This is a genomic window from Promicromonospora sp. MS192 (assembly GCF_049532985.1).
In the GTDB taxonomy this organism is placed as follows: domain Bacteria; phylum Actinomycetota; class Actinomycetes; order Actinomycetales; family Cellulomonadaceae; genus Promicromonospora.
Genome location: NZ_CP186693.1, coordinates 560,413 through 586,020, shown reverse-complemented (window position 1 = coordinate 586,020; position 25,608 = coordinate 560,413). Strand labels below are relative to the sequence as shown.

The following is a 25,608-nucleotide window of genomic DNA, read 5'->3' as shown; positions in this document are numbered from 1 at the left end:
GTCAGGCAGGGCGCCGTCAGGCGCGGCCCAGGCCCGTGGCGGGGCCGGGCACGGCGGCGGTGGTCTCGCCGTCGGGCCAGCGCAGGCGGACGCCGGGCTCGGCGGTCAGCTCGCCGCACTCGGCGGTGGTGGCCAGCGGCGAGGTCATGCGCCCGGTGCCGGGCGGGTCGGTGGTGAGCATCGCGAAGCCGGGGAAGCAGGTGAGCCAGTCCCCCGCCGCGGCGCCGTCGGGCGCGGGCACCGCGGCGACGTCGATCGTGGCTCCCGTCCCGGAGGCCTCGGCGAGCATGGCGGTGGTGCCGACGACGCCGGCCATGCTCACGTCCTTGGCGGCGTGCGGACGGGCGGCGCCCACGGTGCCGGCCAGGTGCCGCAGCTCGGCCCCGGTGCGCGACGACGTGGAGTCCCACTGCCGGCCCTCGAACCCCCGGCGCCAGCCGCCCGACAGGTCGGCGGTCAGCGACAGGGTGTGCCCCGGGCGTCCGCCGCCGCCCGGCACGGGCCGGTCCGTGCGGCCGAGCGCCGTGACCGACAGCGACGCCGGGACGCCGAGCTGGGTGTGCCCGCCGAGCACCGGCACCCCCCAGGCCTGGGAGCCGCTGTGCAGGCCGTTGAGCACGCGGCGGGCGAAGGACGGCGTCGGCGCGCCGAGCGCGTCCATCAGGCCGGTGGGCATGGCGCCCATGGCGGTGAGGTCGTTCACGTTGACCAGGACCGAGCACCACCCGGCCCACTCGGGGTCGCGCTCGATCATCGCGGGCAGGATCGCGTCGCACGCGGCGACGACGTCGGTGCCCGGCACGGGGGCGCCGTCGTCGCCCACGAACCCGGCGCCGCCCAGCGCGGCGGGGCCGGTGTGCTCGCGCAGCGGCTCGACCAGGGCGGCCAGCGCAGACTTGGTGGCGGCCACGAGGTCCGCCGCGCGGGTGACGGGCCAGCGCATGAGCACGTGCGGATGGCCCTGCACGTCGGCGGTGCCCCAGGCCTGCCAGCCGAGCCGGTCGAACAGCGGCCGGTTGCGGACCTGGACGGTGGCCTCGAACCGCAGCACGCCGAGCTCGGCCGCCCGGGCGCAGGCGGCCCGGACCAGGGCGGCGCCGATCCCGGCGGCGCCGCGCGCCCCGCGGGCGACGACCAGGCGGCTGCCGGTCCACCAGCCGATGTCCCGGCCCGTGGCGTCCAGGGCCTCGACGGCGGGCGCGAGGCGCACCCCGCCGAGCACACGGTCGGCGGCGTCCACCGCGACCAGCACCTCGGTGCGGTCGTCCTCGTCGGTGCGGTCCAGGTCGTGGCCGTCGAACAGGCCCTGCTCCGCGACGAACACGTCGCGGCGCAGCGCGCGGTACGCGGTGACGTGCCGCGGCTCGGCAGCGCGCACCGTCCAGAGCGCGGCCGACGGCAGAGCCGCGCCGGTCAGGGTGGGGACGTCGAGCATGTCAGCCCCCGACCTGCGAGAGGGCGCTGCACGCGCCACAGGCGGCGCAGCCGGCCTTCTGGTCGGCGCCGCGCATCCCGGCGGCGCCCAGCAGGGCACCGACGCGGCGCGTGATGTCGGCGACCAGGGCGCGGTGCGGCGCGGGCACGTGGTCGACGTCAGTGGCGAGCGTGCCGGCCAGGGGCCGAAAGGGGACCACGAACGGGTAGACGCCCATCTCGATGAGCTCCCCGGCCGCCTCGACCATCTCGTCCGGGTCCTCGCCGAGGCCGACGAGCAGGTAGGTGGAGACCTGGTTGCGGCCGAACACGCGCACGGCCTCACGCCAGGCGGCGCGGTACTCGTCCAGCGAGACGGTCGCCTTGCCGGGCATCCAGCGGCGGCGCACGTCGTCGTCCATGGACTCGACGTGGATGCCGATGGACCGCGCGCCCGCCTCGTACAGGTCGGTGATCGCCCGCAGGTCGGCCGGCGGCTCGCACTGCACCTGGACCTGGAGCCCCGGCACCGCCTTCTTGACGGCGCGCACGCAGCGGGCCAGGTGCTTGGCGCCCCGGTCCCAGCCGTTGGAGGTGCCGGTGGTCATCACCATCTGCGAGACGCCGTCCAGCTCGTGGGCGGCGCGGGCCACCTCGGCGAGCATGGCCGGCGTCTTGACGGCGATGGTGGTGCCCGACCGCAGCGAGGACTCGATGGAGCAGAACCGGCACCGCTCGCTCTCGTCGTAGCGCACGCACGTCTGCACCACCGTGGTGGCCAGCACGTCCTTGCCGTGCAGCTTGGCGATCTTGTCGTAGGGGGTCCCGTCCGAGGTGACCAGGTCATAGAATCGCGGGCGGGTGACGGGTTCCACGTCCATCCCGAGGTCCGCGCCGTCCAGGGTCAGGCGACCCTGCGTGACGACGTACGGGCTGTCGGGGTTGAGCGGGATCGCGGCACCCGCACCGCCGATGACGAAGTGTCCGTCGTCGCTCGGCCCCGCACCGCCGGCACGGCGGACCGGAGCGTCGCTGCGCACCCCGAGGAGCGCGAGGCTCACTCGGGTGGAGAGCTGATCGGTGGGCGACATGGCAACCAGTAGAGGTGCCAGTTTTTACCGTTTGGTTTCATTCAGACTACGAACGTGTGACTTGATGTAAATAGTCAGAGCACTCACGGAGCCGGGCTGCCGAACGCGCCGCCCAGCGCACGGAGCAGGCTGATCTCGCGCCGCCGTTCCAGCACCGAGATGATCATGGTGTTGGCCACGCCGATACCGCCCACCAGAAGCGCGGTCGAGCCGAGCCCGGACAAAAGGTCCGCGAACGCCAGGTGCGCCGAGAGAACCTACAGCTCAACGCGGTGCGAGCGGTGTGGCGCACTGCGCGATCGGGCCGCGAGACTGCCGCCTCAGACAGCTGGCGAGATGGTCGCCACCGCGCGATCGACAGCTTCGCCCAAGGTGCCTTCCGCTCCTGAAGCGAGCCAGGAGAACTGCGCGGCGACCAAGCATCCGAACATCGCTGCCGTCAGCGCCCGCGGCGCAGGATCGCCAACCTCATAGGGCTCGCCGCGCCCCTGTGCACGTTCCATCACGACATCGACGACTGCATCTTGGACGCGCTGGAGCTTCTGCACGTATCCGGCGAGCAGAGGCTCACTCTCGAACACGAGTCGCTGGATCGGCTCGACAAACTCTCGCTCACCGGCAGTGGCCGAGACGGAAACGAGCGCGTCAACCACGTGACGCAAGGACGTCCACAGCGACTCATCCGCAGGACGCGCGCGCAAGACCGCGAGTGCATCGTCCACGACCAGGCCGAGCTTGCCGAGGATGATCTCCTCCTTGCTCGCAAAGTAGCGGAACACACTGCGCTGCGACATCCCCACAGCGGCGGCAATGTCGTCGATCGTGGTCGCCTCGAAGCCGCGCTCGACGAAGAGACGCTTCGCAGCATCGGTGATCTCTGCCTTCACCATCTGCCGCGTGCGCTCTCTCAGCCCGAGCGGTTTCTCTTCCATGCCACCCGATGATACAGCGCCCGCCATACTCGACAGCGACTGTCATCTATGACATAGACTGTCGGCAACTACTGTGAATGGAGAGTCATGGAAGAGCGCAAGACCATCGTCATCACGGGAGCGAGTGACGGCCTCGGGGCAGCAGCAGCCCGCCAGCTCCACCGCGCCGGTCACGAGGTCGTGGTTGTCGGACGCTCGCCGCACAAGACCGAGGCCGTCGCCAGGGAGATCGGCGCGGACGCCCATGTCGCCGACTTCACTCGCCTCGGGGAGGTCCGGAGATTGGCTGCCGACCTGAACCGCGCCTACCCCCGGATCGACGTCCTCGCCAACAATGCCGGTGGTGTGTTCGGCGACCCTGCGAAGACCGTGGACGGGTTCGAGAAGACGTTCCAGATCAACCACCTGGCCCCGTTCCTGCTCACTCAACTGCTGATGGACCAGCTGATCGACTCTCGGGCCAGCGTCATCCAGACCACGACCCTGCATGGCGGTATGGCGCGCGAGGTCGACATCGACGACCTCAACCTGGACAACAACTACGACCCGCTTCGTGCGTACGGCACGGCCAAACTCGAGAACGTCCTGTTCACCAAGGAGCTGCACCGACGCTTCCATGACCAAGGCGTCTCTGCCGCTGCGTTCTACCCGGGCAACGTGGCTACGAACTTCGGCTCCGAGACCACCAGCCGCCTCATGAAGTTCCTGGCCACCAACCGCCTGCTCCGGGCCATGGTGTGGAGCACACCCGACCGGGGCGCCGACCAGTTGGCCTGGCTCGCAGGGGGACGCCCGGGCTCCGACTGGAAGTCAGGCGAGTTCTACGTGAAGCGGCGCCCAGGAAGGCGCCTCAACAAGCTTGCCCACGACACCGACCTCGCCCGCCGTCTCTGGGAACGCTCCGAGGAACTGGTCGCCTGACCACGTGCCCCGATCATGCTCACTTCGCACACCGGCCGGTTCGGTCCGCCGGCGATGCGTGACGAGCCTTGAACCGCTGTACGCGCCAGCAGCGCTCCGACGACGCGCAGGGTTGCGAATGCGAGCTCTCGTACCTCAGCACCCATCGACGGCACGGCAACGGCGGAGCGACGCGGGGCCGACACGTATGGTGCCCAGAACCGCAGGATCTGCAGCATCCAGTACGTGGTAGATCGACAACGCACGGACGAAGTCACCGGCAAGAGTGTGGGGTGCGATCTCTGACGCCTCGCCCCTCAGCCATGCTCCAGCAAGCGTTTGACCCGGTATACCTAGAGCCTGCTGACAATCATGGCTTCGGCTCGTGCCACGCGACCAACGTGCCTTCCGTCTTCCGGACGGAGAGCCACAACAGCGCACGGGCCCTCATCGGAGACCGTCCCTCGCCGACAGGCGCCACAGCTGGGAGCCCTACGATCTGACCCGTCGTAACACCGCACTGATCGGGGAGACGATCGTATGGTCAAACGTCCACTGACTGCACGGTTGCGTTGGGCCCGGTCCGGAGCAACGCGGGAGCCCGGCTGTCCGCCGGGCTCCCGCGTGTGGCGTCAGCTGCCGGGCACCCGCAGGCCCGCGGCAGGTTGTCCGACCTGGTAGGCCCCGATCGTCGTCTCGTGGACCGAGCCCTGCGGGTTCGACGCCTCGACGTCGAGCGAGATCTGCTCCGCTCCCGACGGCGCCGCGACGGTCAGCACGAAGGTACCGTCGCCCTTCGGCCTGGCCACGGCACGGTGCCAGGTCGCGCCGTCGTCGGACGACCATCGGACCTGGGCCGACGTCGCCGCCGAGCCGGCTCCGCCGTCGGACGCACGCGCATCGATGGTGATCGTCGTGCGCCGCGGTGCGATCCCGTCCAGGCCGAGCCCGGCGACGGCGTAGTCGACGTCGAGCAGCGGCAACAGGGAGTCGAGCTCTCCGGCCGGGCCGGCGGTGAACTCCCACACGCCCGTCACCCGCGGGGCTGTGGGCCAGCCGTCGTCGCGCGTGCCCGAGTACTCGAGGCGCAACGGCGTCGGCTCCTGCGGCATGGGGACGACCACCCGTGCGCCCTGGGTGTCGCTGACCAGCTCGCCGTCCTGCCACAGGCGCACCCGGTGGTCCGCGTCCCAGAGGCTGCTCCAGTGGTCGTCGCCGTCGGTCCAGCCGGAGAGGGTGACCAGGAGGTTCTCCCTGCTGTCCCGGACCTGTGCGCTGCTGGAGTGGACCGCACCACCGAACACGGTCGTGTACCGACTGCCCGCCACGTAGGACGTCGGTGCGGACTCGTACGCGCCGTGGTCGACGATGTCGCCGTCCTCCGTCTCCTCGTCGAACGTCGCGCGCTTGGTCCATTCGATGTCACCCGCGAGCAGGTACTCGGTCCGTGCCGTGCCCGGTGCCACCGTGTCACTGAGGCCGAAGCTGGCGGGGAACCCGGGCAGCGCCGCGAAGCTGGACACCCACGCCGTCGCACCCTGCGGGGCGTGCCCGTAGCCGGTGCGGACGGTGGCCAGCTCGTCGCGGCGCACGTCGAACTCGAGGTCCGTGCCGACCTGATGCTGGAAGGCGAGGTCATAGGTGTAGGTGGGCTCGTGTCCCGCCTCGACGGGCTCCCGCAGCACAAAGAGGTTCATCAGCCGGACCTCGCCGGCCGTCGCGGCACCCGAGTCGGCGAGGTACAGCTCCGTCTCACCGGACACTCCGTAGTCGTACGGGTAGATGTTGGTGCGTCCATGTTCGTCCAGCATCAGGTAGCTGAACACGCTCCGCACCGCCTCCGCGGGCCTCGGCGTGCTGACCGAGACCGGCATCGCGCCCTCGGCGCTGAGGGTGACGGTGGTGTCGTCGGTGACCCGGACGTCTGCGTCCGCGACACCGGTGACGGCGTCGAACTGCCACGTGTCGTAGTCGCCCTCGCTCAGCGCGCCGACGACGCCGTAGGTCCCGGCGGGGACGCGCACGGTGAGCTCCCCGTCGAAGACATCGAAGGACTCGCTGTACCGCGTGTGGTCGTCGAGGTTCATCAGGGAGAGCGAGGACCAGCCGTCCATGGGCTCGCCGTCCCGGCCCTCGGTCCGGATCGTCAGGTCGAACCGCTCGGGCAGCTTCTCGTAACCGAGCGCGGTGCGCACCGTCGCGCCGGCGGACGGCCCGCCGACGACGGTCGCGGTGACCGCACCGGAGTACCGGCCCACCGGCCCGACCGAGTTGTCGAGCGTGACGTCCACCGAGGCCGTACCACCCGCCGGGACGGTCAGGACCTCCGTACCGAGGGTGACTCCGCCGTCCACCGGCGCGCCGTCCGGGCCGCGGAAGTCCGTGGAGAGGGCAAGCTCGAGGTCCTGGTCGGACGGGTTGGCGTAGGTCAGTGGCTTGGTCGCTGCCCCGTCACGGCCGGTCTCCAGCGCCCCGAAGGACAGCGAGGCCGGCTGCGCGGTGGCCGGGAGGTCGAGCGCGCCAGGGATCCAGACCCGGCCGGCGCCCTCGTCCCAGACCGTCGTGCCCGCCGGTCCCGGCCGGGCCGAGCCCATCAGCCGTGCCTTGAGCTCGTCGGCGCCCCACCCGGGATGCGCGCTCTTCAGCACGGCGGCCGCCCCGGCCGCGTGCGGGGCCGCCATCGAGGTACCGCCCACTTCGGTGTACCACTCGTTGACGACCGTGCCCATGCTCGTCCCCGCGGCCCGCGCGGCGACGATACCCACGCCGGGTGCGGTCACGTCCGGCTTGATCGCACCGTCGCCCACCCGTGGCCCCTTGCTGGAGGTCGCGGCCAGCACGTCGTGGTCGTCCACCGAGCCGACGGTGAGGGCGGCGTCCGCGGTGCCGGGAGACCCGATCGACCCGTTGGTGCGCCGGTTGCCTGCAGAGACGACGAACAGGGTGTCGTGCTGCGCGGTCAGCTCGTTCACGGCGGTGGCGAGCGGGTCTGTGCCGTCGGTGGCACCGAAGTTCAGGCTCATGTTGACGATGTCGGCGCCCTGGGCTGCCGCCCACTCCATCCCGGCGATCACCGTGGACTCCTCGTCGTCGTAGCCGTCCGTGACCTTTCCGAACAGCAGGTCCGCGCCAGGCGCGACGCCCTGGTTCGCGCCACCGGACGCCTCCCCCGAGCCGGCCACGATCGATCCGACATGAGTTCCGTGCCCGTCGTGGTCGGTCACGCCACCGGACCCCGTGAAGTCACGGCTGCCCACGATCGACTGGTCGAGGTCGGGATGCGTCACGTCGACACCCGAGTCGAGCACCGCGACCGTGACCCCTTCCCCGGTATGGCCGGCGTCCCAGGCGGCCGGAGCGCCGATCTGCGGCATCGAGTCCGCGTCCGACGACTCGACAGGCTCGTCCAGGTACACGTGCGCGACGCGGCCTGCCGCCCTCTCGGCGGCGGCCGGGACCCGGCCCGCGGCCGCGCGGGCCATCGCGCGTACGCCCGCACCCCCGCCAGGGTGTGTCGCGCGCAGGGCATCCAGGAGGTCACCCGCGCCGTCCGCGTCCAGGCGGGCAGAGACCGCGCCGATGGACTCCAGCCGGTGTTCCGGCTCGACGCCCAGGGCCGCCCAGTCCGGCTCGGCCCCGGCACTCGTCCTGGCCGACGACGCCGGCGCGGCCGGACCGCCGGCACTCGCCAGGATCACCGGGACGTCGGTCCGATGCCCGTCGTCGTGCTGGATGTCGGCGAGCTTCGCCACGTCGAACAGGTCGCGGTCCAGGACCTCCGGCACCAGAGGAGCAACATCGGCCGGTACGACGTAGAGCGCGTCACCCACCGCCTGCTGCCGGACGACCATGTGCTCCCGGCCCGGTCCGTGCAGCACCGTCGCCGTACGGCGCCCGTCCGTGGACGTGGACACCACCACCCGGTCGCCCGTCAGGAGGGTGACCGTCCGGGCCGGCAAGGCGGCCTCGGAACCCTGGGCTGACGACGACCCGTCAGCCCTCGATGTCGTGGTGGGTGATGCGGCGTTCGCCGCGACGTACCCTCCCAGGGCCGTGGTCGCGCTCAGCACTACCGCGATCGTCATGGACGCTCTTGCTCTGCCACGCACTTCTTGCTCCTCGCGTCGTCGGAATGGGAGGTGGTCGGAACGTGCTCCCCCCTCAAGACGCCGCTGATCAGCGAGATGTGGAGTCCGGACACCCACGACTTTCGTGGTCGACGTGCGTCAGGAGCAGAAGGTGACCGATCTGACGGGGCGAGGCAGACACGCGCCTTCGCCACCCTGGACCCCATCGGAAGCACATCTACTTCGCGCGGACTCCGCGGTAGATCAGACGACTGATGACGTGACGTTCGAGAAGGTCATCAACCTGGAGGGAGTAGCGGATGTCGCCGCCGGAAGCGTGAAAGACGTGCAGCCCGTCGCGGAGAGGGCCCAGCACCGATCCCCACGCATGAGACGGAGAACGCCAGGTGCGAGTCTCTCTCCCGCGGAGCGATCTCGCGATGTTGCGGGCGACCAGTTGCGCACCGTTGTTGCGCGCTGTGGAGCGCAGCGGGTCGCTGGCTGCCACGTCACCCACGGCCCAGATCCCGTCCGGACCCGGCACGCTCAGGTTCGCCTCGACCCGCACAAAGCCCTCGGCATCCAGGAAGGTGCGGGGCAACCACTCCGTGTTGGGGCGGGCCCGGCCGATCGCCCAGAGGACGAGAGCAGCCTCCGCCGGCGCCTGACCGGTGGCAAAACGTACGGGTCCCGATGACAGCGACGCGTCGGACGGAACCTCCGCACGGTGATGGGGATGCAGGCGAACGCCGAGCCCCTCAAGCCGAGACCGCACCAGGTCCCACACGCGAGGGTGATGTCTCGTCAATCCACGGTCGCCCGGGAAGTAGACGGACACCTGCTTGTGCGGGAACGCCTCGGCGAGCTGAGCGGCGCTGCCCATCGCGGCAGGGCCGCCACCGACGATAGCGATCGACTCGGCCGCCGCGACCCGTGCGTGCATCAGGGACAGGCCCTCTTCGATGCCGGCTTGGTTCTGCAGGTCCGGGCGGCGCCAGGCTCCGTTGCGCACGCCAGTGGCGATCAGAAGCGCGTCATAGGGCTCACGGTTCGTGGCCCCCTCGGCCGACCGCACGGTCACCGTTCGAGCTCCCTCGTCAAGGCCGGTGAGCGTGCCGTGCACCACCCGGGTCCGGTCCAGAGCGCGGAACCGTGAGAACGCGATGTTGTACTGGTCCGCCCACCTGCCGGGTCGAGCCAGCCGCAGACCGAGGTCCCGTCCGCTGAGCCATGCGGACGTGGTGGAGATCCCCACCACGTCGATCTGGCGGTCGTACCGAGCGAGGTTCACCGCGGCGATCAGGCCGGTATCACCAAGCCCCGCGACCACGACCCGGGCACGACCGGTAGTTGCGGACACAGTTGACCTCCATCGTGTAGAGCGCACTGGCGCACGGTCGCGGGACCGACACCGGGTCGCCTCGTCCAGGGCGTCGCGAAGCTGCTCGTCGAAGCCGGGCAGCGACATGGTGCTGTGATTCCTGTGTCCTGCTTGTGGTGTCGGTCGCAGGCCGCCCGGTCCTGCACACCCGCTCAGCCGGGGTCAGCCCAAGCTCTCGACCAGCGCAGCGACGATGTCGCTGGACCTCTGGTCCGGCAGCGAGCCGAACTGGCTGGGCAGATAGGCGAAGCCCACCCGGGCGTCTGCGTCGGCGAAACACAGGCCGCCGGCGGCGCCGTCGTGCCCAAAGCTGCCGGCGCCGAGCAGCGGGTGTGCCTGCGAGGCCGTCATGAAGCCGGTGCCCCAGACGGTGTGCGGCGCGGGCAGCTGGGGCCCGGTGATCTGTGGTCCGGAGCTCAGGGCGCGCCGGGCATCCTGGAGCGTGTCGGGCCGCAGCAGGGGCCCACGCGGTTCGCCGTCGCCGCTGTCGACCTCGGAGACGAGAGCCGCATGCAGTTTGGCGAAGCTACGGGCGGTGCCGATGCCATTGCCCGCAGGCACCTCCGCAGCCCATAGGCGCGCGTTGTTCCAGGCGCTCTCCATCGACACCCCGACCAGCGGGATCGGCACCGCGCCGTTCAACGTGACGGCTCGGATGGCCGTGTCATCGGTGAGCATCACGGCGAGCTGCTCCCGCAGCTGCTCCGGGACGTCACGTGGATCGGCCGGCAACACTGTTGCGACGCGCGAGTGCTCAGCCTCCGGTAGGCCGATCCACAGGTCCAGTCCGAGCGGCTCGCTGAGCTCGCGCCGGAGTATGGCGCCCATGGTGGAGCCGGTAGCGCGGCGCACGACCTCGCCGAGGATCGTGCCGAGGGTGATGGCGTGGTAGCCGTGCGCGGTCCCCGGCTGCCACAACGGCTTCTGGTCCTCGAGTGCCCGCAACACGGGCTCGCCGTCCACGACGTCGTCGAACGTCAGGGGCGCGTCAACCACCGGGACCCCGGCGCGGTGCGCCAAGACCTGCCGCACCGTGACGTCCTGCTTGCCGTTCGCGTCGAACTCGGGCCAGTACGTCCCGACCGTGGTGTCGAGGTCGATGCGCCCCTGATCGACGAGGTGCAGGACGACGATCGTTGCGATGCTCTTGGTGCAGGAGTACGCAAGGGCCATCGTGTCACGACTCCAGGGCCTGCCGGCCGTGACGTCGGCGATCCCGCCCCAGACATCGACGACCAAATCCCCGTCCTGGTAGACGGCCAGTGATGCACCGCCGAACGGTCCTGCATCCAGGCTCTTGTCGAACGCGTCGACGACGGGTTCGAACCGCGGGTCGTGGTAGCCGTGGGACGGTCTGCTCATAGCGTCCTTCTTTCGTCGTCACCCCATCGGGCGCGAACATGGTGATACCCGTATGGTCAGCCAGCAGCCTCTTCGGGCGTCTGTCTATCGGTTGCGGGCAGCGCTAGCCACGCCCTGCCAATCCCCCTCACGCCTGACAGGCGCAACCCGGTCCGCATCTGCCATCCAGGTCGAGTACAGCCAGTTGCGTGACGAGGCCGAGTTCGGCCTGGCCGACGCGGTACTAGCGGCGGGTCCGACGGAGGCAGATCACGCCGTTGCCCCGGTTCAGGGGCGCGCCTTGCCGAAGTACATCAGCTCCCACAGCGCGTCGGCGGCGTGGCTCTCGACCAGCTGCCCGGCCTTGTACCGCTCGACCCGCATCTCTCCGGTGAACCGCAGGTAGGCGCCATCGAACCGGGCGAGCTTGGCGGCGGCCTTCTTGGGCCCCTCGAGGTTGTCGACGAACTTGGACGCCGTCAGGTCGTGGTGCCGGTTGTACGTGACGACGTAGCGCTCGTCGCCGTCCGTGTAGGTGTAGCGGGTCACGTTGCCCACGGGCTTGCCGGTGTGCTGGTCGGTGTACCGGCCGAGCTCCTCGAAGGTCACCTTGGCGCCGTCGTCGCCGATGAGCTGTCCGTCGCGGACCAGCATGAACACCGGCAGCTCCGCGTACCCGTAACGCTTCTCCGCGGTGATGTAGGAGGCGATGACCGAGTACGGGCCGGCTGCGCCGCGCGCCCAGTACCAGTGGTGCATGAGGTCGAGCATCGAGGCGTTGCCCCAGTTGTGGTCGTGGTAGCCGACGCCGCTCGTGGTGACCGCCCGGCCACCCGCGCTGTAGGTCACGTCGACGGCGCCCTGCGGCACCGACGGGAGCCAGGCGAAGTAGTCGCCGTCGTCCCCGAAGTTCCAGTACCCGGTCTCGGGGCGCCAGGCCGGCACCTGACCGGTCAGGGCGATGTCGACCTCGACGTCCTCCAGCGTGGCGCGGATCGTGTAGCGGTGCAGGTCGCCGGCGAACACGTTGTCGCCGATGCGCACGTCGCAGGCCTCGGTGGAGGCCGAGAAGGCCTCAGGATCGAACTCGACGAGCTTCTGGATCGCGGTGCCGTCCGGGAGGGTCAGGTCGATCCGGATCGTCGGGTCGAGCGACTTCTTCAGGTCGGTGAACTGCTTCGTGAAGAAGACCACGACCAGCTTGGCGCCGTCGGCCAGATGGGCGTCGAAGTACCACCACTCGTAGGTGCCCGCGGAGCCGTCGGTGCGCATCCCGTCCTCCCTGGGCTCGATGTGGCCCGGAGCGATGCCGAGCCGGGCGTAGTCCTCGGGCGTGCTGCCGAGGCGAGCCGGGACGATAGTGCCGGTGACAGACATGGTCCTACCTCCTGTGGGAACGGATCCGTGCTTAAATATCCATGTGTCTATTATCTGCCTACCGACAGCATGACCCACGTGCCGGGTCCAGACAAGCGGCGTGATGAATCGGCCCTCCCGACGGCACCGCGCGGACGAGGGCGCCCCCGGACCGGACAGGAACCCGACTCGGACCGGTTGCTGCAGGGCGCCCTGGACGCGTTCGCCGACCAGGGCTACGACGGCACGTCCGTGCGCGAGCTGAGCCGCCGCCTCGGCGTCAGCCACGCCCTGCTGACCGCGCGCTACGGCTCCAAGGAGGGCCTCTGGTTCGCGGCGATGGAGCACGCCCTGGCCCAGTCCGAACGGACCTGGAGAGACATCGACGAGTCGCCCGCCCTCGACGACCTCGAAGCGCTCCGGCAGGCGCTCGTGCGCCAGGTGATCTTCTCCGCCACGCACCCCCAGGTGCTGCGGATCATGAATCGCGAGGGGTCGATCGACAGCCCGCGCGTGCGCTTCGTCGTCGAGCGTTTCGTCAACCCGCTGCGCCCCGGCGTCGAGCACCTCCTCTCCCGCCTCGTCGCCGCCGGACGGATCCGCCCCGTGCCCTACGCGACCCTGCACTTCCTGGCGGTCGGAGGTGGCGGCGCAATCTTCGCCAACGACGTCGAAGCAGCACTGCTCGGCGCCCCGTCACCCCCTGACGCCGCCGACATCCGCGCTCACGCCGAAGCCGTGGCGGACATCTGCATCGCAGGGATCGCGGTCGCACCGTCAGGCGCTGAGCCGGCATCAGAGCTGTCGTCCGAACGAGGCAGCGGCAGGACTGCCTGACGCAGACGCGTTCACCGTCGGGGCCGCCGACCGCTCGGGGGCCCAACTCCCGCCCGCGTTCCTGGTCGGGCGTGCCAAGTCTCCAGATGGGGACGTGCGCTTCTCGGCCTCTGGTGTCCCGAGCTCGTCGTAGATGGCGTGCACGTGTTCGTAGTGGTCGACAGCGCCTGTCTGGACCCGGTCGTCCGCTCAGCGGACGCCGGTTGGCCGTGGTGGTCGCTCTCGCAGCACTGTTCAACCTGTCGAACGTGAACGGGATGAGGGGACTGCATGATGACTGCATCGCAATACGACTTCGTGGTGTGCGGCGCTGGGTCGGCCGGATCGGCGGTGGCCGGGCGCCTGGCGGAAGATCCCGCCGTCTCGGTGCTGCTGATCGAAGCGGGTGGCGACGACCGGGACCCGGCCATCATCAACCCGGAGATGTGGCCGTTGAACCAGGGCACCGACAGGGTGTGGGACTTCACCACCGCACCCGAACCGGCGGTCAACGGCCGGTCGTTGCCGTATGCCATGGGCCGCGTGCTGGGTGGCGGCGGCAGCGTCAACGTCTCGATCTGGATCCGCGGGCACGGCGACGACTGGGACTTCTTCGCCCGGGAGACCGGCGACCCGGCCTGGAGCCACGACAACGTCCGCCGGCTGTTCGATCGCATCGAGAGCGGCCCGATGTGGGTGCAGGACACCCAGGACATCCATCCCTACGGTGAAGCCGTGCTGGCTGCGGCCCAGGAAGCCGGCTTCCCGCGGTACGCCAATCCCAACGGGGCTCTGATGGAGGCCGATCGCGGAACCGCGCCGCGTCAGGAGATCATCCGCGACGGGCGACGCCAATCGCCGTACCAGTCCTATGTGGCTCTGCGGCCCCGGCCCAACCTGACCGTGCTGCACGACGCACTGGTCACGGAGGTGCTGTTCGAAGGGAACCGCGCCGTCGGGGTCAAGGTGCGGCACTCCGACCAGAACCTCGAGATTCACGCCACGGCCGAGGTGGTGCTCTCGCTCGGAGCGGTCGGTACGCCGAAAGCGCTGCTGCTGTCGGGCGTGGGCGACGCAGCGCAGCTACGCCGGCACGGCATCGCCGTACGAGCGCACCTGCCCGGCGTAGGGCGTAACCTCCACGACCACGCTGTGCTCCCCCTCGTCTGGCAGGCTGCCCCCGACGCGGACCTCAGCGGTCCTCTCGAAAGCCGGGCCGGGGTGTTCTGGAACCTGACCGGCGCCGCCGGCGATCCACCGTCGATCCTGTACTCAGCGATGGGCGCGCAGGTGTCGCACACGGTCGCGGCGCGCGGCGGGCTGCCGGAGCACGCGGTCACCTTCCTGCTCGGCGTCAGGATGCACGACACGGGCCGCGTCCGGCTCGCGTCGGCCGACCCTTCGGTCAACCCGATCATCGAGACCGGCTTCTTCGCCAACCCGGCTGACGTCGACAGCGCGCTGCGCGCTCTCGACACCGCGCGGACCATCGGCAGGGCCAACGCCCTGAGGGCGTTTCTGGGAGAGGAAGCCCTGCCTGGCCCCGTCGGCCGCGACGCCCGCGCCGACTACCTGCGTGACGCGGTGCAGACCTTCTGGCACCAGAGCGGAACCGCACGCATGGGCCGCGACGACATGGCCGTCCTCGACTCACGTCTCCGCGTGGTCGGGTGCGAGGGACTACGGGTGGCCGACGCCTCGGCCATGCCCCGGGTGACGGTGGCCAACACCATGGCGTCCAGCGTGCTGATCGGCGAACAGGCCGCGGAGTTCATCCGAGCCGACCACGGCCTGTCCCACGGAGCGGAGGTCAGCTCGGCAACGCCGTGAGGCGCTGCAGCGAGGCCGCTGCCCGGTGCACCATCGGGGCGAACCGCTCCGCGGGCCTCGACTCGACGGAAGCGATCTGCAGGGCCGCCCGTCGCCCCGAGGGCAGGAATACCGGGACGGCGTAGCACGTGAAGCCTTCCTGCACGGCGCTGTGATCGGAACTGACACCGATGCTCCGGTGCTGCGACGAAGGCCCGCGTTGGTCGGCGAGGACCAGGCCGGGCGCGCTGAAGTGCGGCATGGTGTCACCCGGGCGGTGCCCGACCGGCAGGCTCGTCTGGCCGGGCACCGTCTCCAGCACGACGAAGGATGAGCTGTCCGGGACCACCAGCGAAGCCGTGGCGCCGGTGCCCGCCCGTAGCATCCGTAGAACGTCGGCAGCCGATTCGCGCAGCCCGGCGTACGGCTCGACCTGACGCGCCAACCCCATGAGCCCGGACGCCAACGTCCAGTGACCCTCGATGAGATCCACGGCACCGGCCTCACGCAGCTGCGCCAGCAACCGGTGCACCGTCGGCCGCGGAATCCGCGTAAGCCGGACAAGTTGCGCCACCTGGCCGTTCGGCGTCGTCTGCGGCAACGCGTGAAGGAGCTGGAATGCCCCTTCGATCACGCCCCGGCCTGGCGACCTGTCCGGCGTACTCTCCTCCGACATCGTCATCTCACCCTCGCAGCTGCAGAAGACCATCTGTCCATCGGTTGCGGACAGGGCCAGCACCACAGGCAGCAACCGCACAGTCCACAGGTCGCCTCCCCCGTGTCCAAAGTTGCCTCCGTCATGTGGTGCCCATTCCCTCGGGTCGCGCGATCGGCGACGGCACCGATCCTCCCGCGCGCTGCTCAGGCCCATACAGGCCCCACCGATCCCAGGATCGCGAGGTCACTGTGTCAGTGTGCTGCCGGACGTGGCGACGCTCGACAAGCTCGTTGACGCCGTCGTGGAAGCGGGCGGGGATCAGTGCCGGGGTGACCTGGTGGTCCGGGGCCTGGTGGAAGGCGGACCTGGCAGGAACACGACCTGCCGGCGCCGACACGGGAGAGACAGCGTGATCCCGCGCTTCGGTGGCCTCTTGTGTGAACTCTTGTGTGGCCGGGGACAGAAGGGGGACAACTTCCGCCGTCGAGCCCGGTCACATGGCTACTCCCGGGGGAACAAGAAACTCCCCTCACCTGCAACAACAGGTGAGGGGCGATCGGTCGGGCTGACAGGATTTGAACCTGCGACCCCTTGGAGAGATCGAAGGGCCTGTACCACGACCAAATAGCTCTAGAAACGCGCGGGTTTCTTCGGAATACTGCGGATCCGTTCACACCGACCCGCCGCCGCAGACCATGCCGACCGTCCCGTGCGTCCCAACTGCTCGAAACCAGCACGGCGGCACGCGCCGCTTGCGCGACCCAGTCACCTATCCGTGCAGCAGTCCCCCACAACAAGTCGGTGCCACCCGGCTGGGCCACCACGGACTGCTGCGCATCGGCGTCGGGAACCCGACATGGGACGAGATACAGACCTGGCTCATGAAGCGAACGGGCGCATTCCAGCACGACGTGTGATACCAAAGCCGCGGAACCTCGCCAGGCTCATGGCACAAGGCACTCACCGTCACCGCCTCCTCTCACAACCTCGCGCACCCCGAATGCCCACCGCGCTCACCGCCCGGTCAGGACGAGCTTGGTGATCGCCATGAGCTCCCGCACGTAGTCGACGGGGATCTGGTGCCACGGGGTGTCCGCGTGTGCGTGGGTGCCGCCGACTCCCGCTCCCTGGGCGATCTGGCCCGCCCGGTACACGTGGTAGTCACTCGTGATGAAGACCGTCGTGTAGTTCGTGTCGAAGCGTGCGTCGAGAAGGCTCTTCGCGAAGACGAAGTTCTCGTACGTGCTGGTCGACCGGTCCTCCCGGATGATCCGGTCCCCCGGGACCCCGTGCGAGAGCAGATACCTCTCCATCGCGAGCGCCTCGGTGATGGACTCCCCGGGCCCTTGGCCTCCGGCGACGACGATGACGGCTTCCGGGTTCGCGGAGGAGTACTCGACGGCCACGTCCAGCCGGGAGCGGAGCGACGGCGTCACCTCCTCGCCCTTCAGCGCCGTCCCGAGGACGACGACGGCATCCTCCTGGTGCGAGGTGGTGTCCGTCCTGCCGTGAGCCGCGATGGATACGAAGAAGAGGAGCATCAGGACGCTGACGGTGACGACGAGGGCGTCCACCCGCCGAAACGGCCCTCGTTGAGCGGTGCCCCCGATCCTGTCCCGGTACAGCCCGTAGCACAGGTAGAGGACGCCGAGCCCGAACGTCGCGATGACGCCGGAGTTGAGGCTGACCGTGACCAGCACGACCAGGGCATCGACGATCAGGACCGCTCCGACGACGACCCAGAGGATCCTCGCGAGCCTCACCACCCAGACCATGGCTCGTCCAGGCGGCTGACGACAACGTCGAGCGTCGGCCACGGCGGGCCGGCGCGCAGCACGCGCAGGAGCTCCTCGCCGAACAGCTTCCCCCTCGGGAACTGGTCGCCGACGTCCCAGCGCCAGGCGGCGACCATCGCGAGGACGAGCTGTCGGCACTCGTCCAGCAGGTCCCGGTCGACGCCCGGGTAGTGCTCACTGATCGCCGCGGGAACATGGGCGAGATCGAACTCGACAGGTCCCCGGCAGCAGGTCTCGAGGTCGATGAACAACGGCCCGTGCCTCGTGCTGAGCACGTTGCCCGGGTGCGGCTCACCATGCAGGAGCTGCTCGACGGCGCCACGGGCGTCGATCGCTCGTCGCAGGTCCGCCAGCCTGCCGCCGAGGAGCGCGCGGTCCGCGTCGGCGAGCTCCGGTGAGCGGCCCGGGTCGGCGACGATCTCCTCCGCCTCCGTGACCCGGTCCGTGAAGCGAGGGCTCGGCAGGTCGACCGTGCGCATACCCTCGTGCAGCCGTCTCAACGCCTTGGCGACGTCGACCGGTGACGGCTGGGGTGTCACGGGCTCGTAGTAGGTCCACAGTGTCACGGCGAAGCCGTCGCGCGTGTACACCCGTGGGGCCACCCGGGGCTCCAGGTGGGCCAGCGGCGCTCCGATCTCGACGAGCCGCTGGGCGAGGTCGACCTCGAACCGCGCGACCTCCTGTCCCACCGGGGCGATGCGGGCGAAGACGTCGCACGGCGTCAGCCGCAGGGCCAGCTTGTTCGAACTGTGGAGCACGACGGCGTCGTCGGCGGGCAGGTGCAGGGCTGCCGCGACCGAGGTCGCGGCCGTGATCGCACGCGTGACGTCGGTCATCTCCACCACCGCATCCTGGCACGAGCGGGCAAGGGCAGATTCCGACGCCCGTGCTGCGCCGCCCGATGGCGGCCGGCGAGACGCGCCGACGCCGGACCCGTCACAAAGCAATGAGTCAGGACATCTACGAGCTGCGGTGCTGGGGTGCATACGAGCAGTCGACGGATGCGTTCGTGTTCCATCACCCGGAGGCGAAGTACTTCTCCGTGTGACTTCCGGGGTGGTCGGCGTCCGCTCAGGCCAGACGTGTTCTGGCTGGTCAGAGTCCCAAGCGGATTCTCGGGACTCCCGTATCCAGACGTCGCTGGACGTCCCTCGAACGCACCAATTCGCATCACATTCGGTCAGTATCCGGGTCTGCCGCCGCAAGATTCGATGGGTGGCACGAGCCGCGCCTCTGACCGGCACGGATGCCTCAGAGTCTGACACGAATGGGGCGTTGACCTGGGCGCTCGCTCCGCGGGCCGACAGGCAACAGCTCCGATCGACTCGTCGCGTTAGCCCGAAGTCAGGAACAATCGTCTTGACGCAATCGACGGCTACATGTGGCGCGCATCACACGCCCTGGCGGGTCCAGGTTGGAGCCTGATCCCTCTCGTCAGGTCTGAGCCGCGGACCGCTCAGCGACCCGCGGCTCAGTCACCATCGCTGCATGCGGTCACGCCGCCACACGACTGCCCACCGTGCGCAGCCCGGCCATGCTGCCGTACAGCTCCTGCAGCCGGGCAACCTCCTCCAGGTCGACGAATGTCGCGATGCCGCGGCCGTAGTCCTCGGCGGTCTCGATCGCGAAGCGCACGGCCGTCTCGACGTCGTGCAGGTCGGTGGCCCCCGTGGCGGACCCCGCCACCGCGGTCTCCGTGACGACCGCGTGGCGGTGATCTCATGGTCGCCGTCGGACAGCGGTGTGGTCGGTGTGAACGTCCACGTGCCGTCGTCGCCCACCACGGTTTCTCCCACGGGTTCGCCCTCGATCATGATCGCGACCGTGGCGCCAGGCTCGCCGGTGCCCTCGATGGTCGGGGTGCTGTCATTCGTCAGGGTCCTGTCCGTGGGTGATGTGATGCACACTTCACCCTTGACGCAATCAGGTACGCCTCGCCTAAGTTAGGCATACCTAATTCCGTGGCGGGCGATGTCCCGGCGTACAAGGGAGTGTCCGGTGTATCACCTGATCAGAGGCGGCCTTGCCCGCGCCGCGATACCGGCAAGCCGGCGATCCTGGCGCGCCTGGGCCGGGTCGTTGGCCGTCATCGCGCTCCTCACCACGGTCGTGGGTGCGTGCGGGGCGCGGCTTCCCCTCGCGAGGCACGCCGACGACGACGGTGCTGTGGTCGGCACGCAGCCGCTGGCCGAGCTTGATCCGATCGCGGATCCTCGCTCCTGGACCGGTGAGATCACCGTCGGCACCGCTGAGCGTGCCGTCGACCCGATCACCGCGAGCCCGGCACCGGACCTGCCCGCTACGGTCACTGACGCTCAGGGCACCGAGGTGACCGTCACGGACACCAGCAGGATCCTCGCGCTGGACCTGTACGGTTCGCTCTCGCGGATCGTGTTCGAGCTCGGTATGGGCGAGAACGTCGTCGGCCGGGACGTCTCCTCGGGGTTCCCCGAGGTCGCCGACCGCCCGGTCGTCACGAGCAACGGTCACGAGCTGACCGGGGAGGCGATCCTCGACCTCGCCCCGACCGTCATCCTTACGGACACCACCCTCGGCCCGTGGGACGTCGTGCTGCAGATGCGCGACGCAGGCATCCCCGTCGTCGTGCTGGACAGCCAGCGCAGCCTGGAGACGTCCGACGGCCTGGCCCGAGCCACCGGGGAGGCCCTGGGTCTGTCCGCCGAGGGCGAGGCACTCGCCGAGCGCACCTCGGCCGCCGTGGAGACCACCCTGGACCACGTGGCAAGCCTGGCGCCGACCGACCCGGCGCTCCGGCCGCGGGTCGTCTTCCTGTACGTGCGCGGGCAGTCCGGCGTCTACTACCTGTTCGGTGACGAGTCCGGCGCCGACTCCCTCATCGAAGGGCTGGGCGCCGTGGACGCGGCCGGGGAGGTCGGCTGGACGGGTATGCGACCGCTGAACGACGAGGGCCTGGTCGCCATGCGGCCGGACCTGGTCCTGCTGATGACCGGCGGGCTCGAGAGCGTGGGCGGCGTCGACGGCTTGCTCGAACAGGTGCCGGCGCTGGCACAGACCCCGGCGGGCGAGAACCGCCGCTTCGTGGCCATGGACGACACGGAGATCCTGTCGTTCGGCCCGGCGTCGGCCGACGTGCTCGACGCGCTCGCGCGCGCCTTCTACGCGCCGGAGAGCCTCTCGTGAGTCCCTCTCCGGACGCCCCGCCCACGCTGCCGCGTACCCGCCCGGGCCGGGCGACGTGCGGCGAGGCCAGCGACGGGATGAGCGGCGGGCCGAGCACATCCGACGGGCCGGGCATGCCAGCGGACGGACCTCCTGACGCCCCGACGGATCAGGCAGGCCGGGCGGGCTGGGCGGCCGGCCGGGCGACCGTCGTCGCCGTCGGGCTGGTCGCCGTGCTCGGTGTGCTCGCCGTGGTGTCGGCCGGCTCGGGACAGCTCCACGTGCCTCCCGCCGAGGTCGTGGGCTCTGTGCTGCACCATGCGGGGCTCGACCTCGGACCGCTGCCCACGCACCCGAACGGGGACGCGGCGCTGTGGACCATCCGGTTCCCGCGCGTCGCCATGGCGGCTCTCGTGGGCGCGGCCCTCGCGACGGCGGGCGCCGTGATGCAGGGTGTGTTCGGCAACCCGCTCGCCGAGCCCGGCGTGGTCGGCGTCTCCTCCGGTGCCGCCGTCGCGGCGTCCGTGACGATCGTGCTGGGACTCACCGCGCTGGGCCCATGGACCACCGCCGTCGCCGCCTTCACGGGCGGTCTCGCGGCGACGTTCCTCGTCTACGGGCTGGCGCGCTCCGCCGGGCGGACCGAGATCGTGACGCTCGTGCTCACCGGCGTCGCCGTGAACGCCGTGTGCGGCGCCGGCCTGGCCCTGACCACGTTCCTCGGCGACACCCAGGCCCGCGAGCAGATCGTGTTCTGGCAGCTCGGCTCGTTCAACGGGACCCGGTGGGCCCATGTCGGCGTGGTCGCACCGCTCGTGCTCCTGGGCATCACCGGCGCGCTGGCCCTGTCGCGACGGCTGGACCTGCTCGCACTGGGCGAGCGCTCCGCGCGCCACCTCGGCGTCGACGTCGAACGCCTCCGGGTGCTGAGCATCGTGGTGGTCGCGGTGCTCACCGCCGCGGGCGTCGCGTTCTGCGGGATCATCGCGTTCGTCGGCCTTGTCGTACCGCACCTGATCCGCATGGCGGTTGGTCCCGGGCACCGCGTGCTGGTACCGCTCAGCGCGCTGGGCGGGGCGGTACTGCTGCTGGCCGCCGACCTGGTGGCGCGCACGGCCGTCGGATACGCCGACCTACCCATCGGGATGCTGACCGCGCTGGTCGGCGGGCCGTTCTTCTTCTGGCTCATCCGTCGCACCCGGCGCAGCGCGGGAGGCTGGGCATGAGCCGCGCGCCGGTCCGGTCCGTGCTCCTGCAGCTGACCGGCGTGCGGGTCCGGGCCGGGCACGCGGTCCTGCTGGACGACGTCGACCTCGACGTCCGCCGGGGCGAGGTGCTGGTGGTGGTCGGGCCGAACGGCGCAGGGAAGTCGACGCTGGTCTCGGTGCTGGCCGGCGATCGTGCGCCCGACGCCGGCGAGGCTGCCTGGACCGGCACGCCGCTGGGCGCCGTCCGGCACGCGGAGCTGGCCCGGCTGCGGGCCGTGCTGCTGCAGGAGAACCAGGTCAGCTTCCCGTTCCGCGTCATCGACGTGGTCCGCATGGGGCGTGCGCCCTGGCAGAGCAGCGCCGGCGCCCTCAGCGCGGCGGACGACGACGCCGTGGTCGCCCGCGCGCTGGAGGCCGCCGACGTCGCAGGCCTGGCCGAGCGGCGCTACCCGAGCCTGTCGGGCGGTGAGAAGGCCCGTACGTCGTTCGCGCGGTTGCTCGCCCAGGACACGCCGGTGCTCCTGCTCGACGAGCCGACGGCAGCGCTCGACGTCCGGCACACCGAGCACGTGCTACGTCGGGCGAGGCGGCACGCGGAGGGCGGGGGCGCCGTCGTCGCGGTGCTGCACGACCTGGCGCTGGCGGCCGCCTGGGCCGACCGGGTGCTGGTACTCCACCGCGCTCGGGTCGCGGCGCTCGGGACGCCCGCCGACGTGCTCACTGCCGACCTGCTCTCGCGGGTCTACGAGCATCCGGTTGACGTGCTGCCGCATCCGGTGACCGGCGGCCTGCTGGTGCTCCCCCGCTACGCCGGGAGCCGGCTGCCAGGTCCGGGCCCGGGTCTGGCGCCCGCCGAGGCCCGAACCCAGCCCCACCTCCCGCCCCAGCCACCGACACCGACACCGACACCGACACCGACCGAGGAACTCGCATGACGTCCCGCAGCTTCCCCCGCCCGGCGCTCCCGCTCATCGCTCTCGTCGTCGTGGTCGCGGTCGCGTGGCTCGGCCCTGCCCTCGCGGCGCACGCCGCCGGGGGCGTCACGGTGTCGGGACAGCCCGACCCGGATGGGGCGACGACCGTGCGCGTGTCGGGCAGCGGGTTCCAGTCGGTCCCCAAGGCGTTCGGCGGGATCTACGTGTTCTTCGGATGGGTGTCGGACCCGTCGGGCGGGTCGTGGGCTCCGAGCCATGGTGGCGTGTCCGGCGACGACTACCGTTACGTCCCCGACGCGCAGGAGGCGCAGAACGCCGGCTACCAGCGGTTCGTCGCCTTCCCGGGGTCGAGCACGGAGGGTGAGGCGAACGGCGGAACCATCGCCGCCGACGGCACGTGGTCGACCGACCTCGTGATCCCCGGCGCCCGCTTCGAGGCGGCCGACGGCGGAACCGTGGACTGCACGGCGGTGCAGTGCGGGATCATCACGATCGGGGCCCACGGGGTCCGCAACGCGAACAACGAGTCGTTCACGCCCGTGAACTTCCGCGGGGCCGACGACGGCGGTGCGGCGAACGGCCCGGACGCAGGTTCCGGCGCCGACGACGGGGCAGGCCCCGGCGCAAGTGCCGACGGGGGCTCCGGCCAGGGGTCGGGAACCGGCTCGGGCGCCGGCCCGGACAACGGCTCCGGGGGCAACGCAGCCGACGGCGGGTCCACGGGTGAGGCGGCCGACGACGCCCAGCGCCCGGGCCGCGCCAGTCTCGGGGTGGACCAGGCCACCGCCGTCGTGGGGCGGGTCATGAGCTTCGGGGCGCAGGGCCTGGAGCCCGGCGAGCAGGTGACCGTGACGCTGGACGACGGCTTGGTCGCCGTCGGGCCGCTGGTCGCCGGGAACCACGGGGAGGTCGCCGGCCTCATCGAGCTGCCCGCCGACCTGCGGACCGGCACGCACGTGCTGCGCCTCACCGGGGCCTCGTCCGGGACCGCCGTCGAGACCGAGGTGACGGTCACCCGCGACCCCACGGAGGTTACGGCGGCCGAGGACGCCGCCGGTGCGCAGGGCACCGGGACGGACGCCGCAGGGACCTGGCGGCCCGAGGAGATCGCGGTGGGCATCGCGGCCCTGTTGCTGCTCGTCGTGATCCTGTCGTCACTGGTCACCGCGCTGAGACGGCGTGCGGACCGGCGTCGGGCAGCGGATCAGACGGCGGCGCGAAGTGCACCCGACCAGGCCGAGACCAGGACGGCCGCCGACCTGGGAAGACCGGCTGATCCGGAATCCCCGTCCGCCACTGCGTCCGACACGGCCACCGCGTCCGACATCATCACCGAGCACGAGGTGCGAGCATGAGCCCGGCATCGCGCCGTCGCGCCCGGCCCGTTGCCGTTGCGCTGGCGGTGCTGCTCTCCATGACCACGGTGACGGCACCCGTGCCTGCGACCGCCGACGAGGACCATGGCCCTCTCCTGCTGACCGTGACCGTGCCCGAGGACCAGGAGGAACCGGGCGGCGGTGCGCAGGGCCGGCTGACCGACGCCGAGCTGCGGTGGGCGGTGAGCGTCCAGGCCGGTTCGGAGAGCCACCTCGCGGGCCAGTGCAACTTCCTGATGGCGGGTCGTCCCGGCACGAACGGGAACACGGGCGGCGGGCGGCTGTGGACCGAGGCCGACCGCGACCTGTACCACGGGAGGTCAGGCGAGGTGCGTGTGGTGCGCACCGTGGGCCGGGGCGCCGACGCCGTGCAGCGGACCGCCACGTTCGGCACCCGCTGCACATCGCCCGACGGCCGGTCCGTCTCGTACTCGGCGGGCCGGACCACGGGCGCCGAGGTGGTGCTCACGGGCGGGACCGGGTCGCGCGGAGCGGACGGTTCGGTCCGCATCCGGTGGGACGGGACGTTCACCGTGGTCTTCTACGGCGGCCTGGTCTACTGGTGGGTCGCCGACCCGGAGCTGCGCCTGGACCCGAGCGGGGACGGTGCGCTCACCGGCACGCTCGGCGGTTACGGCACCGACCAGCAGGACATGACCCGCTGGGAGCCGCTGCCCTCCAGGCGCGTCCAGCTCGTCACCTTCACTGAACGCCGCCTCGACCCGGCCTCCCGCGGCGGGCACCTCGTGCCGGACTACTGCGGCGAGCGGGTGGACTCCGGCGACCGCGTGCCGCAGCTCCGCCGGGACCCGGAGACCGGCTGCTGGGGCGCGTTCCCGCAGTCGTTCGTGAACTACCACCAGCTCGTGGGCGAGCCCGAGTTCTGGTACTCCACCGGGACGCGGGACGAGATCAAGGCGCCCGCGAACGTGAGCGTCAGCTTCGACGCCGCCGAGTCGGTCGGCAGCGCCGGCCCGGGCGGCAGCGGCAGCGGGAACGGCGGGTCGAACGGCGAGACCGGCGGAACGGGCACCGGCGGAACCGGCACGGGCGCAAGCGGCGCCGTCGGGCCCGGCGCTCCGACCGGCACCGGACCCGACCCCGCCCCACCCAGCCCAGCCGGCACTCCCGCCTCCGGAGGCACCGGCGACCGCCCCAGCACGGACGGCACCTCCGCCGACTCCTTCCTGCCCGTCGACGCCGCCACCCTCGGCGCGGCCGGCGCCGCCCTGATCCCCGACGGCCTGCTCCCCGACGGGGCGACCGGCCGCCGCCTCGCCCTCCTGACCACCGTCCTGCTGGTGGCCGCCGCCGTGGCGATCCTCGGCTTCCGGCAGGGCTGGCTCGTGCTGCCGTTCCGGCGGCGCGACACCTAGACCCCCAGTCCA

At 71.0% G+C, this 25,608-nt stretch carries 19 protein-coding genes and 2 pseudogenes; 8 read left to right on the top strand and 13 right to left on the bottom strand.

The genetic code is table 11. The annotated features are described in order from the left end of the window. Window positions 1–16: 16 nt before the first annotated feature. The 4 genes from ACO229_RS02660 to ACO229_RS02645 all read right to left on the bottom strand — a co-directional run bounded on the left by ACO229_RS02660 (window position 17) and on the right by ACO229_RS02645 (window position 3,436). Entirely contained in the window at window positions 17–1,435 is a 1,419-nt protein-coding gene (locus ACO229_RS02660) for an MSMEG_0567/sll0787 family protein (protein WP_423463655.1), read from the bottom strand. A 1-nt stretch (window position 1,436) separates the two neighbouring features. Beyond that, window positions 1,437–2,504 (bottom strand): MSMEG_0568 family radical SAM protein, encoded by a 1,068-nt coding sequence (locus ACO229_RS02655; protein WP_423463654.1) that lies wholly within the window; start codon window positions 2,502–2,504, stop codon window positions 1,437–1,439. A gap of 83 nt (window positions 2,505–2,587) precedes the next feature. Beyond that, complete coding sequence (locus ACO229_RS02650; protein WP_423463652.1) at window positions 2,588–2,698, bottom strand: hypothetical protein; 111 nt, start codon at window positions 2,696–2,698, stop codon at window positions 2,588–2,590. 126 nt (window positions 2,699–2,824) lie between these two features. After that, on the bottom strand, window positions 2,825–3,436 hold the full coding sequence (locus ACO229_RS02645) for a TetR family transcriptional regulator (RefSeq protein WP_423463651.1): 612 nt from the start codon (window positions 3,434–3,436) through the stop codon (window positions 2,825–2,827). An 87-nt stretch (window positions 3,437–3,523) separates the two neighbouring features. Here ACO229_RS02645 and ACO229_RS02640 point away from each other — a divergent pair, with 87 nt between their 5' ends. Next, on the top strand, window positions 3,524–4,357 hold the full coding sequence (locus ACO229_RS02640) for an SDR family NAD(P)-dependent oxidoreductase (protein WP_423463650.1): 834 nt from the start codon (window positions 3,524–3,526) through the stop codon (window positions 4,355–4,357). 611 nt (window positions 4,358–4,968) lie between these two features. Here ACO229_RS02640 and ACO229_RS02635 read toward each other — a convergent pair. The 4 genes from ACO229_RS02635 to ACO229_RS02620 all read right to left on the bottom strand — a co-directional run bounded on the left by ACO229_RS02635 (window position 4,969) and on the right by ACO229_RS02620 (window position 12,502). Further along, window positions 4,969–8,421 (bottom strand): S8 family serine peptidase, encoded by a 3,453-nt coding sequence (locus tag ACO229_RS02635; protein ID WP_423463649.1) that lies wholly within the window; start codon window positions 8,419–8,421, stop codon window positions 4,969–4,971. A gap of 220 nt (window positions 8,422–8,641) precedes the next feature. After that, window positions 8,642–9,763: an FAD-dependent oxidoreductase gene (locus ACO229_RS02630; RefSeq protein WP_423463648.1), complete on the bottom strand. Its 1,122-nt coding sequence runs from the start codon at window positions 9,761–9,763 to the stop codon at window positions 8,642–8,644. Between the two features lie 183 nt (window positions 9,764–9,946). Continuing rightward, window positions 9,947–11,146 (bottom strand): serine hydrolase domain-containing protein, encoded by a 1,200-nt coding sequence (locus ACO229_RS02625; protein WP_423463646.1) that lies wholly within the window; start codon window positions 11,144–11,146, stop codon window positions 9,947–9,949. A gap of 267 nt (window positions 11,147–11,413) precedes the next feature. Continuing rightward, window positions 11,414–12,502: a lipocalin-like domain-containing protein gene (locus tag ACO229_RS02620; RefSeq protein ID WP_423463645.1), complete on the bottom strand. Its 1,089-nt coding sequence runs from the start codon at window positions 12,500–12,502 to the stop codon at window positions 11,414–11,416. Window positions 12,503–12,580: 78 nt separating this feature from the next. On the opposite strand from ACO229_RS02620, the gene ACO229_RS02615 reads away from it, so the two are divergent. Both ACO229_RS02615 and ACO229_RS02610 read left to right on the top strand, forming a co-directional pair. Further along, the gene (locus ACO229_RS02615; RefSeq protein ID WP_423463644.1) at window positions 12,581–13,318 is read left to right on the top strand and encodes a TetR/AcrR family transcriptional regulator; all 738 of its coding nucleotides are present in this window, start codon (window positions 12,581–12,583) and stop codon (window positions 13,316–13,318) included. Window positions 13,319–13,588: 270 nt separating this feature from the next. Beyond that, entirely contained in the window at window positions 13,589–15,127 is a 1,539-nt protein-coding gene (locus ACO229_RS02610) for a GMC family oxidoreductase (RefSeq protein WP_423463643.1), read from the top strand. Here ACO229_RS02610 and ACO229_RS02605 read toward each other — a convergent pair. The 5 genes and pseudogenes from ACO229_RS02605 to ACO229_RS02585 all read right to left on the bottom strand — a co-directional run. Further along, window positions 15,108–15,848 carry an IclR family transcriptional regulator gene (locus ACO229_RS02605; protein WP_423463642.1) on the bottom strand — a complete coding sequence of 247 codons (741 nt, stop codon included), beginning with the start codon at window positions 15,846–15,848 and terminating at the stop codon, window positions 15,108–15,110. The two genes, ACO229_RS02610 and ACO229_RS02605, sit on opposite strands and share 20 nt — an antisense overlap. A 929-nt stretch (window positions 15,849–16,777) precedes the next feature. Then, window positions 16,778–17,527, bottom strand: coding sequence for a YdcF family protein (locus tag ACO229_RS02600; RefSeq protein ID WP_423463641.1), 750 nt, complete (start codon window positions 17,525–17,527; stop codon window positions 16,778–16,780). Continuing rightward, on the bottom strand, window positions 17,524–18,396 hold the full coding sequence (locus ACO229_RS02595) for a phosphotransferase (protein WP_423465255.1): 873 nt from the start codon (window positions 18,394–18,396) through the stop codon (window positions 17,524–17,526). Before ACO229_RS02595 ends, ACO229_RS02600 begins: the two co-directional genes overlap by 4 nt. Window positions 18,397–19,054: 658 nt before the next feature. Further along, a pseudogene (locus ACO229_RS02590) lies at window positions 19,055–19,255 on the bottom strand (DUF1177 family protein); the annotation flags it as partial. 23 nt (window positions 19,256–19,278) lie between these two features. Next, window positions 19,279–19,467: pseudogene (locus tag ACO229_RS02585) on the bottom strand (Ig-like domain-containing protein); the annotation flags it as partial. A gap of 259 nt (window positions 19,468–19,726) precedes the next feature. Between ACO229_RS02585 and ACO229_RS02580 the strand changes: the two are divergent. The 5 genes from ACO229_RS02580 (at window position 19,727) to ACO229_RS02560 (ending at window position 25,596) form a co-directional block, all read left to right on the top strand. Beyond that, window positions 19,727–20,722: a heme/hemin ABC transporter substrate-binding protein gene (locus tag ACO229_RS02580; RefSeq protein WP_423463640.1), complete on the top strand. Its 996-nt coding sequence runs from the start codon at window positions 19,727–19,729 to the stop codon at window positions 20,720–20,722. Window positions 20,723–20,835: 113 nt separating this feature from the next. Then, window positions 20,836–21,927 (top strand): FecCD family ABC transporter permease, encoded by a 1,092-nt coding sequence (locus ACO229_RS02575; protein WP_423463639.1) that lies wholly within the window; start codon window positions 20,836–20,838, stop codon window positions 21,925–21,927. Then, entirely contained in the window at window positions 21,924–22,844 is a 921-nt protein-coding gene (locus ACO229_RS02570) for a heme ABC transporter ATP-binding protein (RefSeq protein WP_423463638.1), read from the top strand. Before ACO229_RS02575 ends, ACO229_RS02570 begins: the two co-directional genes overlap by 4 nt. Next, the gene (locus ACO229_RS02565; RefSeq protein WP_423463637.1) at window positions 22,841–24,199 is read left to right on the top strand and encodes a hypothetical protein; all 1,359 of its coding nucleotides are present in this window, start codon (window positions 22,841–22,843) and stop codon (window positions 24,197–24,199) included. The genes ACO229_RS02570 and ACO229_RS02565 overlap by 4 nt, the downstream gene beginning before the upstream one ends. Then, the gene (locus tag ACO229_RS02560) at window positions 24,196–25,596 is read left to right on the top strand and encodes a hypothetical protein (RefSeq protein ID WP_423463636.1); all 1,401 of its coding nucleotides are present in this window, start codon (window positions 24,196–24,198) and stop codon (window positions 25,594–25,596) included. Before ACO229_RS02565 ends, ACO229_RS02560 begins: the two co-directional genes overlap by 4 nt. The last annotated feature ends 12 nt before the right edge of the window (window positions 25,597–25,608 follow it).

Bases quoted from the DNA above. Each gene is read 5' to 3' on its own strand.
- ACO229_RS02565 (WP_423463637.1), top strand. From the start codon at position 22,841: ATGACGTCCCGCAGCTTCCCCCGCCCGGCGCTCCCGCTCATCGCTCTC.
- ACO229_RS02595 (WP_423465255.1), bottom strand. From the start codon at position 18,396: ATGACCGACGTCACGCGTGCGATCACGGCCGCGACCTCGGTCGCGGCA.
- ACO229_RS02560 (WP_423463636.1), top strand. From the start codon at position 24,196: ATGAGCCCGGCATCGCGCCGTCGCGCCCGGCCCGTTGCCGTTGCGCTG.
- ACO229_RS02620 (WP_423463645.1), bottom strand. From the start codon at position 12,502: ATGTCTGTCACCGGCACTATCGTCCCGGCTCGCCTCGGCAGCACGCCC.
- ACO229_RS02610 (WP_423463643.1), top strand. From the start codon at position 13,589: ATGATGACTGCATCGCAATACGACTTCGTGGTGTGCGGCGCTGGGTCG.
- ACO229_RS02625 (WP_423463646.1), bottom strand. From the start codon at position 11,146: ATGAGCAGACCGTCCCACGGCTACCACGACCCGCGGTTCGAACCCGTC.
- ACO229_RS02635 (WP_423463649.1), bottom strand. From the start codon at position 8,421: ATGACGATCGCGGTAGTGCTGAGCGCGACCACGGCCCTGGGAGGGTAC.
- ACO229_RS02640 (WP_423463650.1), top strand. From the start codon at position 3,524: ATGGAAGAGCGCAAGACCATCGTCATCACGGGAGCGAGTGACGGCCTC.
- ACO229_RS02655 (WP_423463654.1), bottom strand. From the start codon at position 2,504: ATGTCGCCCACCGATCAGCTCTCCACCCGAGTGAGCCTCGCGCTCCTC.
- ACO229_RS02660 (WP_423463655.1), bottom strand. From the start codon at position 1,435: ATGCTCGACGTCCCCACCCTGACCGGCGCGGCTCTGCCGTCGGCCGCG.
- ACO229_RS02645 (WP_423463651.1), bottom strand. From the start codon at position 3,436: ATGGAAGAGAAACCGCTCGGGCTGAGAGAGCGCACGCGGCAGATGGTG.
- ACO229_RS02570 (WP_423463638.1), top strand. From the start codon at position 21,924: ATGAGCCGCGCGCCGGTCCGGTCCGTGCTCCTGCAGCTGACCGGCGTG.
- ACO229_RS02575 (WP_423463639.1), top strand. From the start codon at position 20,836: ATGCCAGCGGACGGACCTCCTGACGCCCCGACGGATCAGGCAGGCCGG.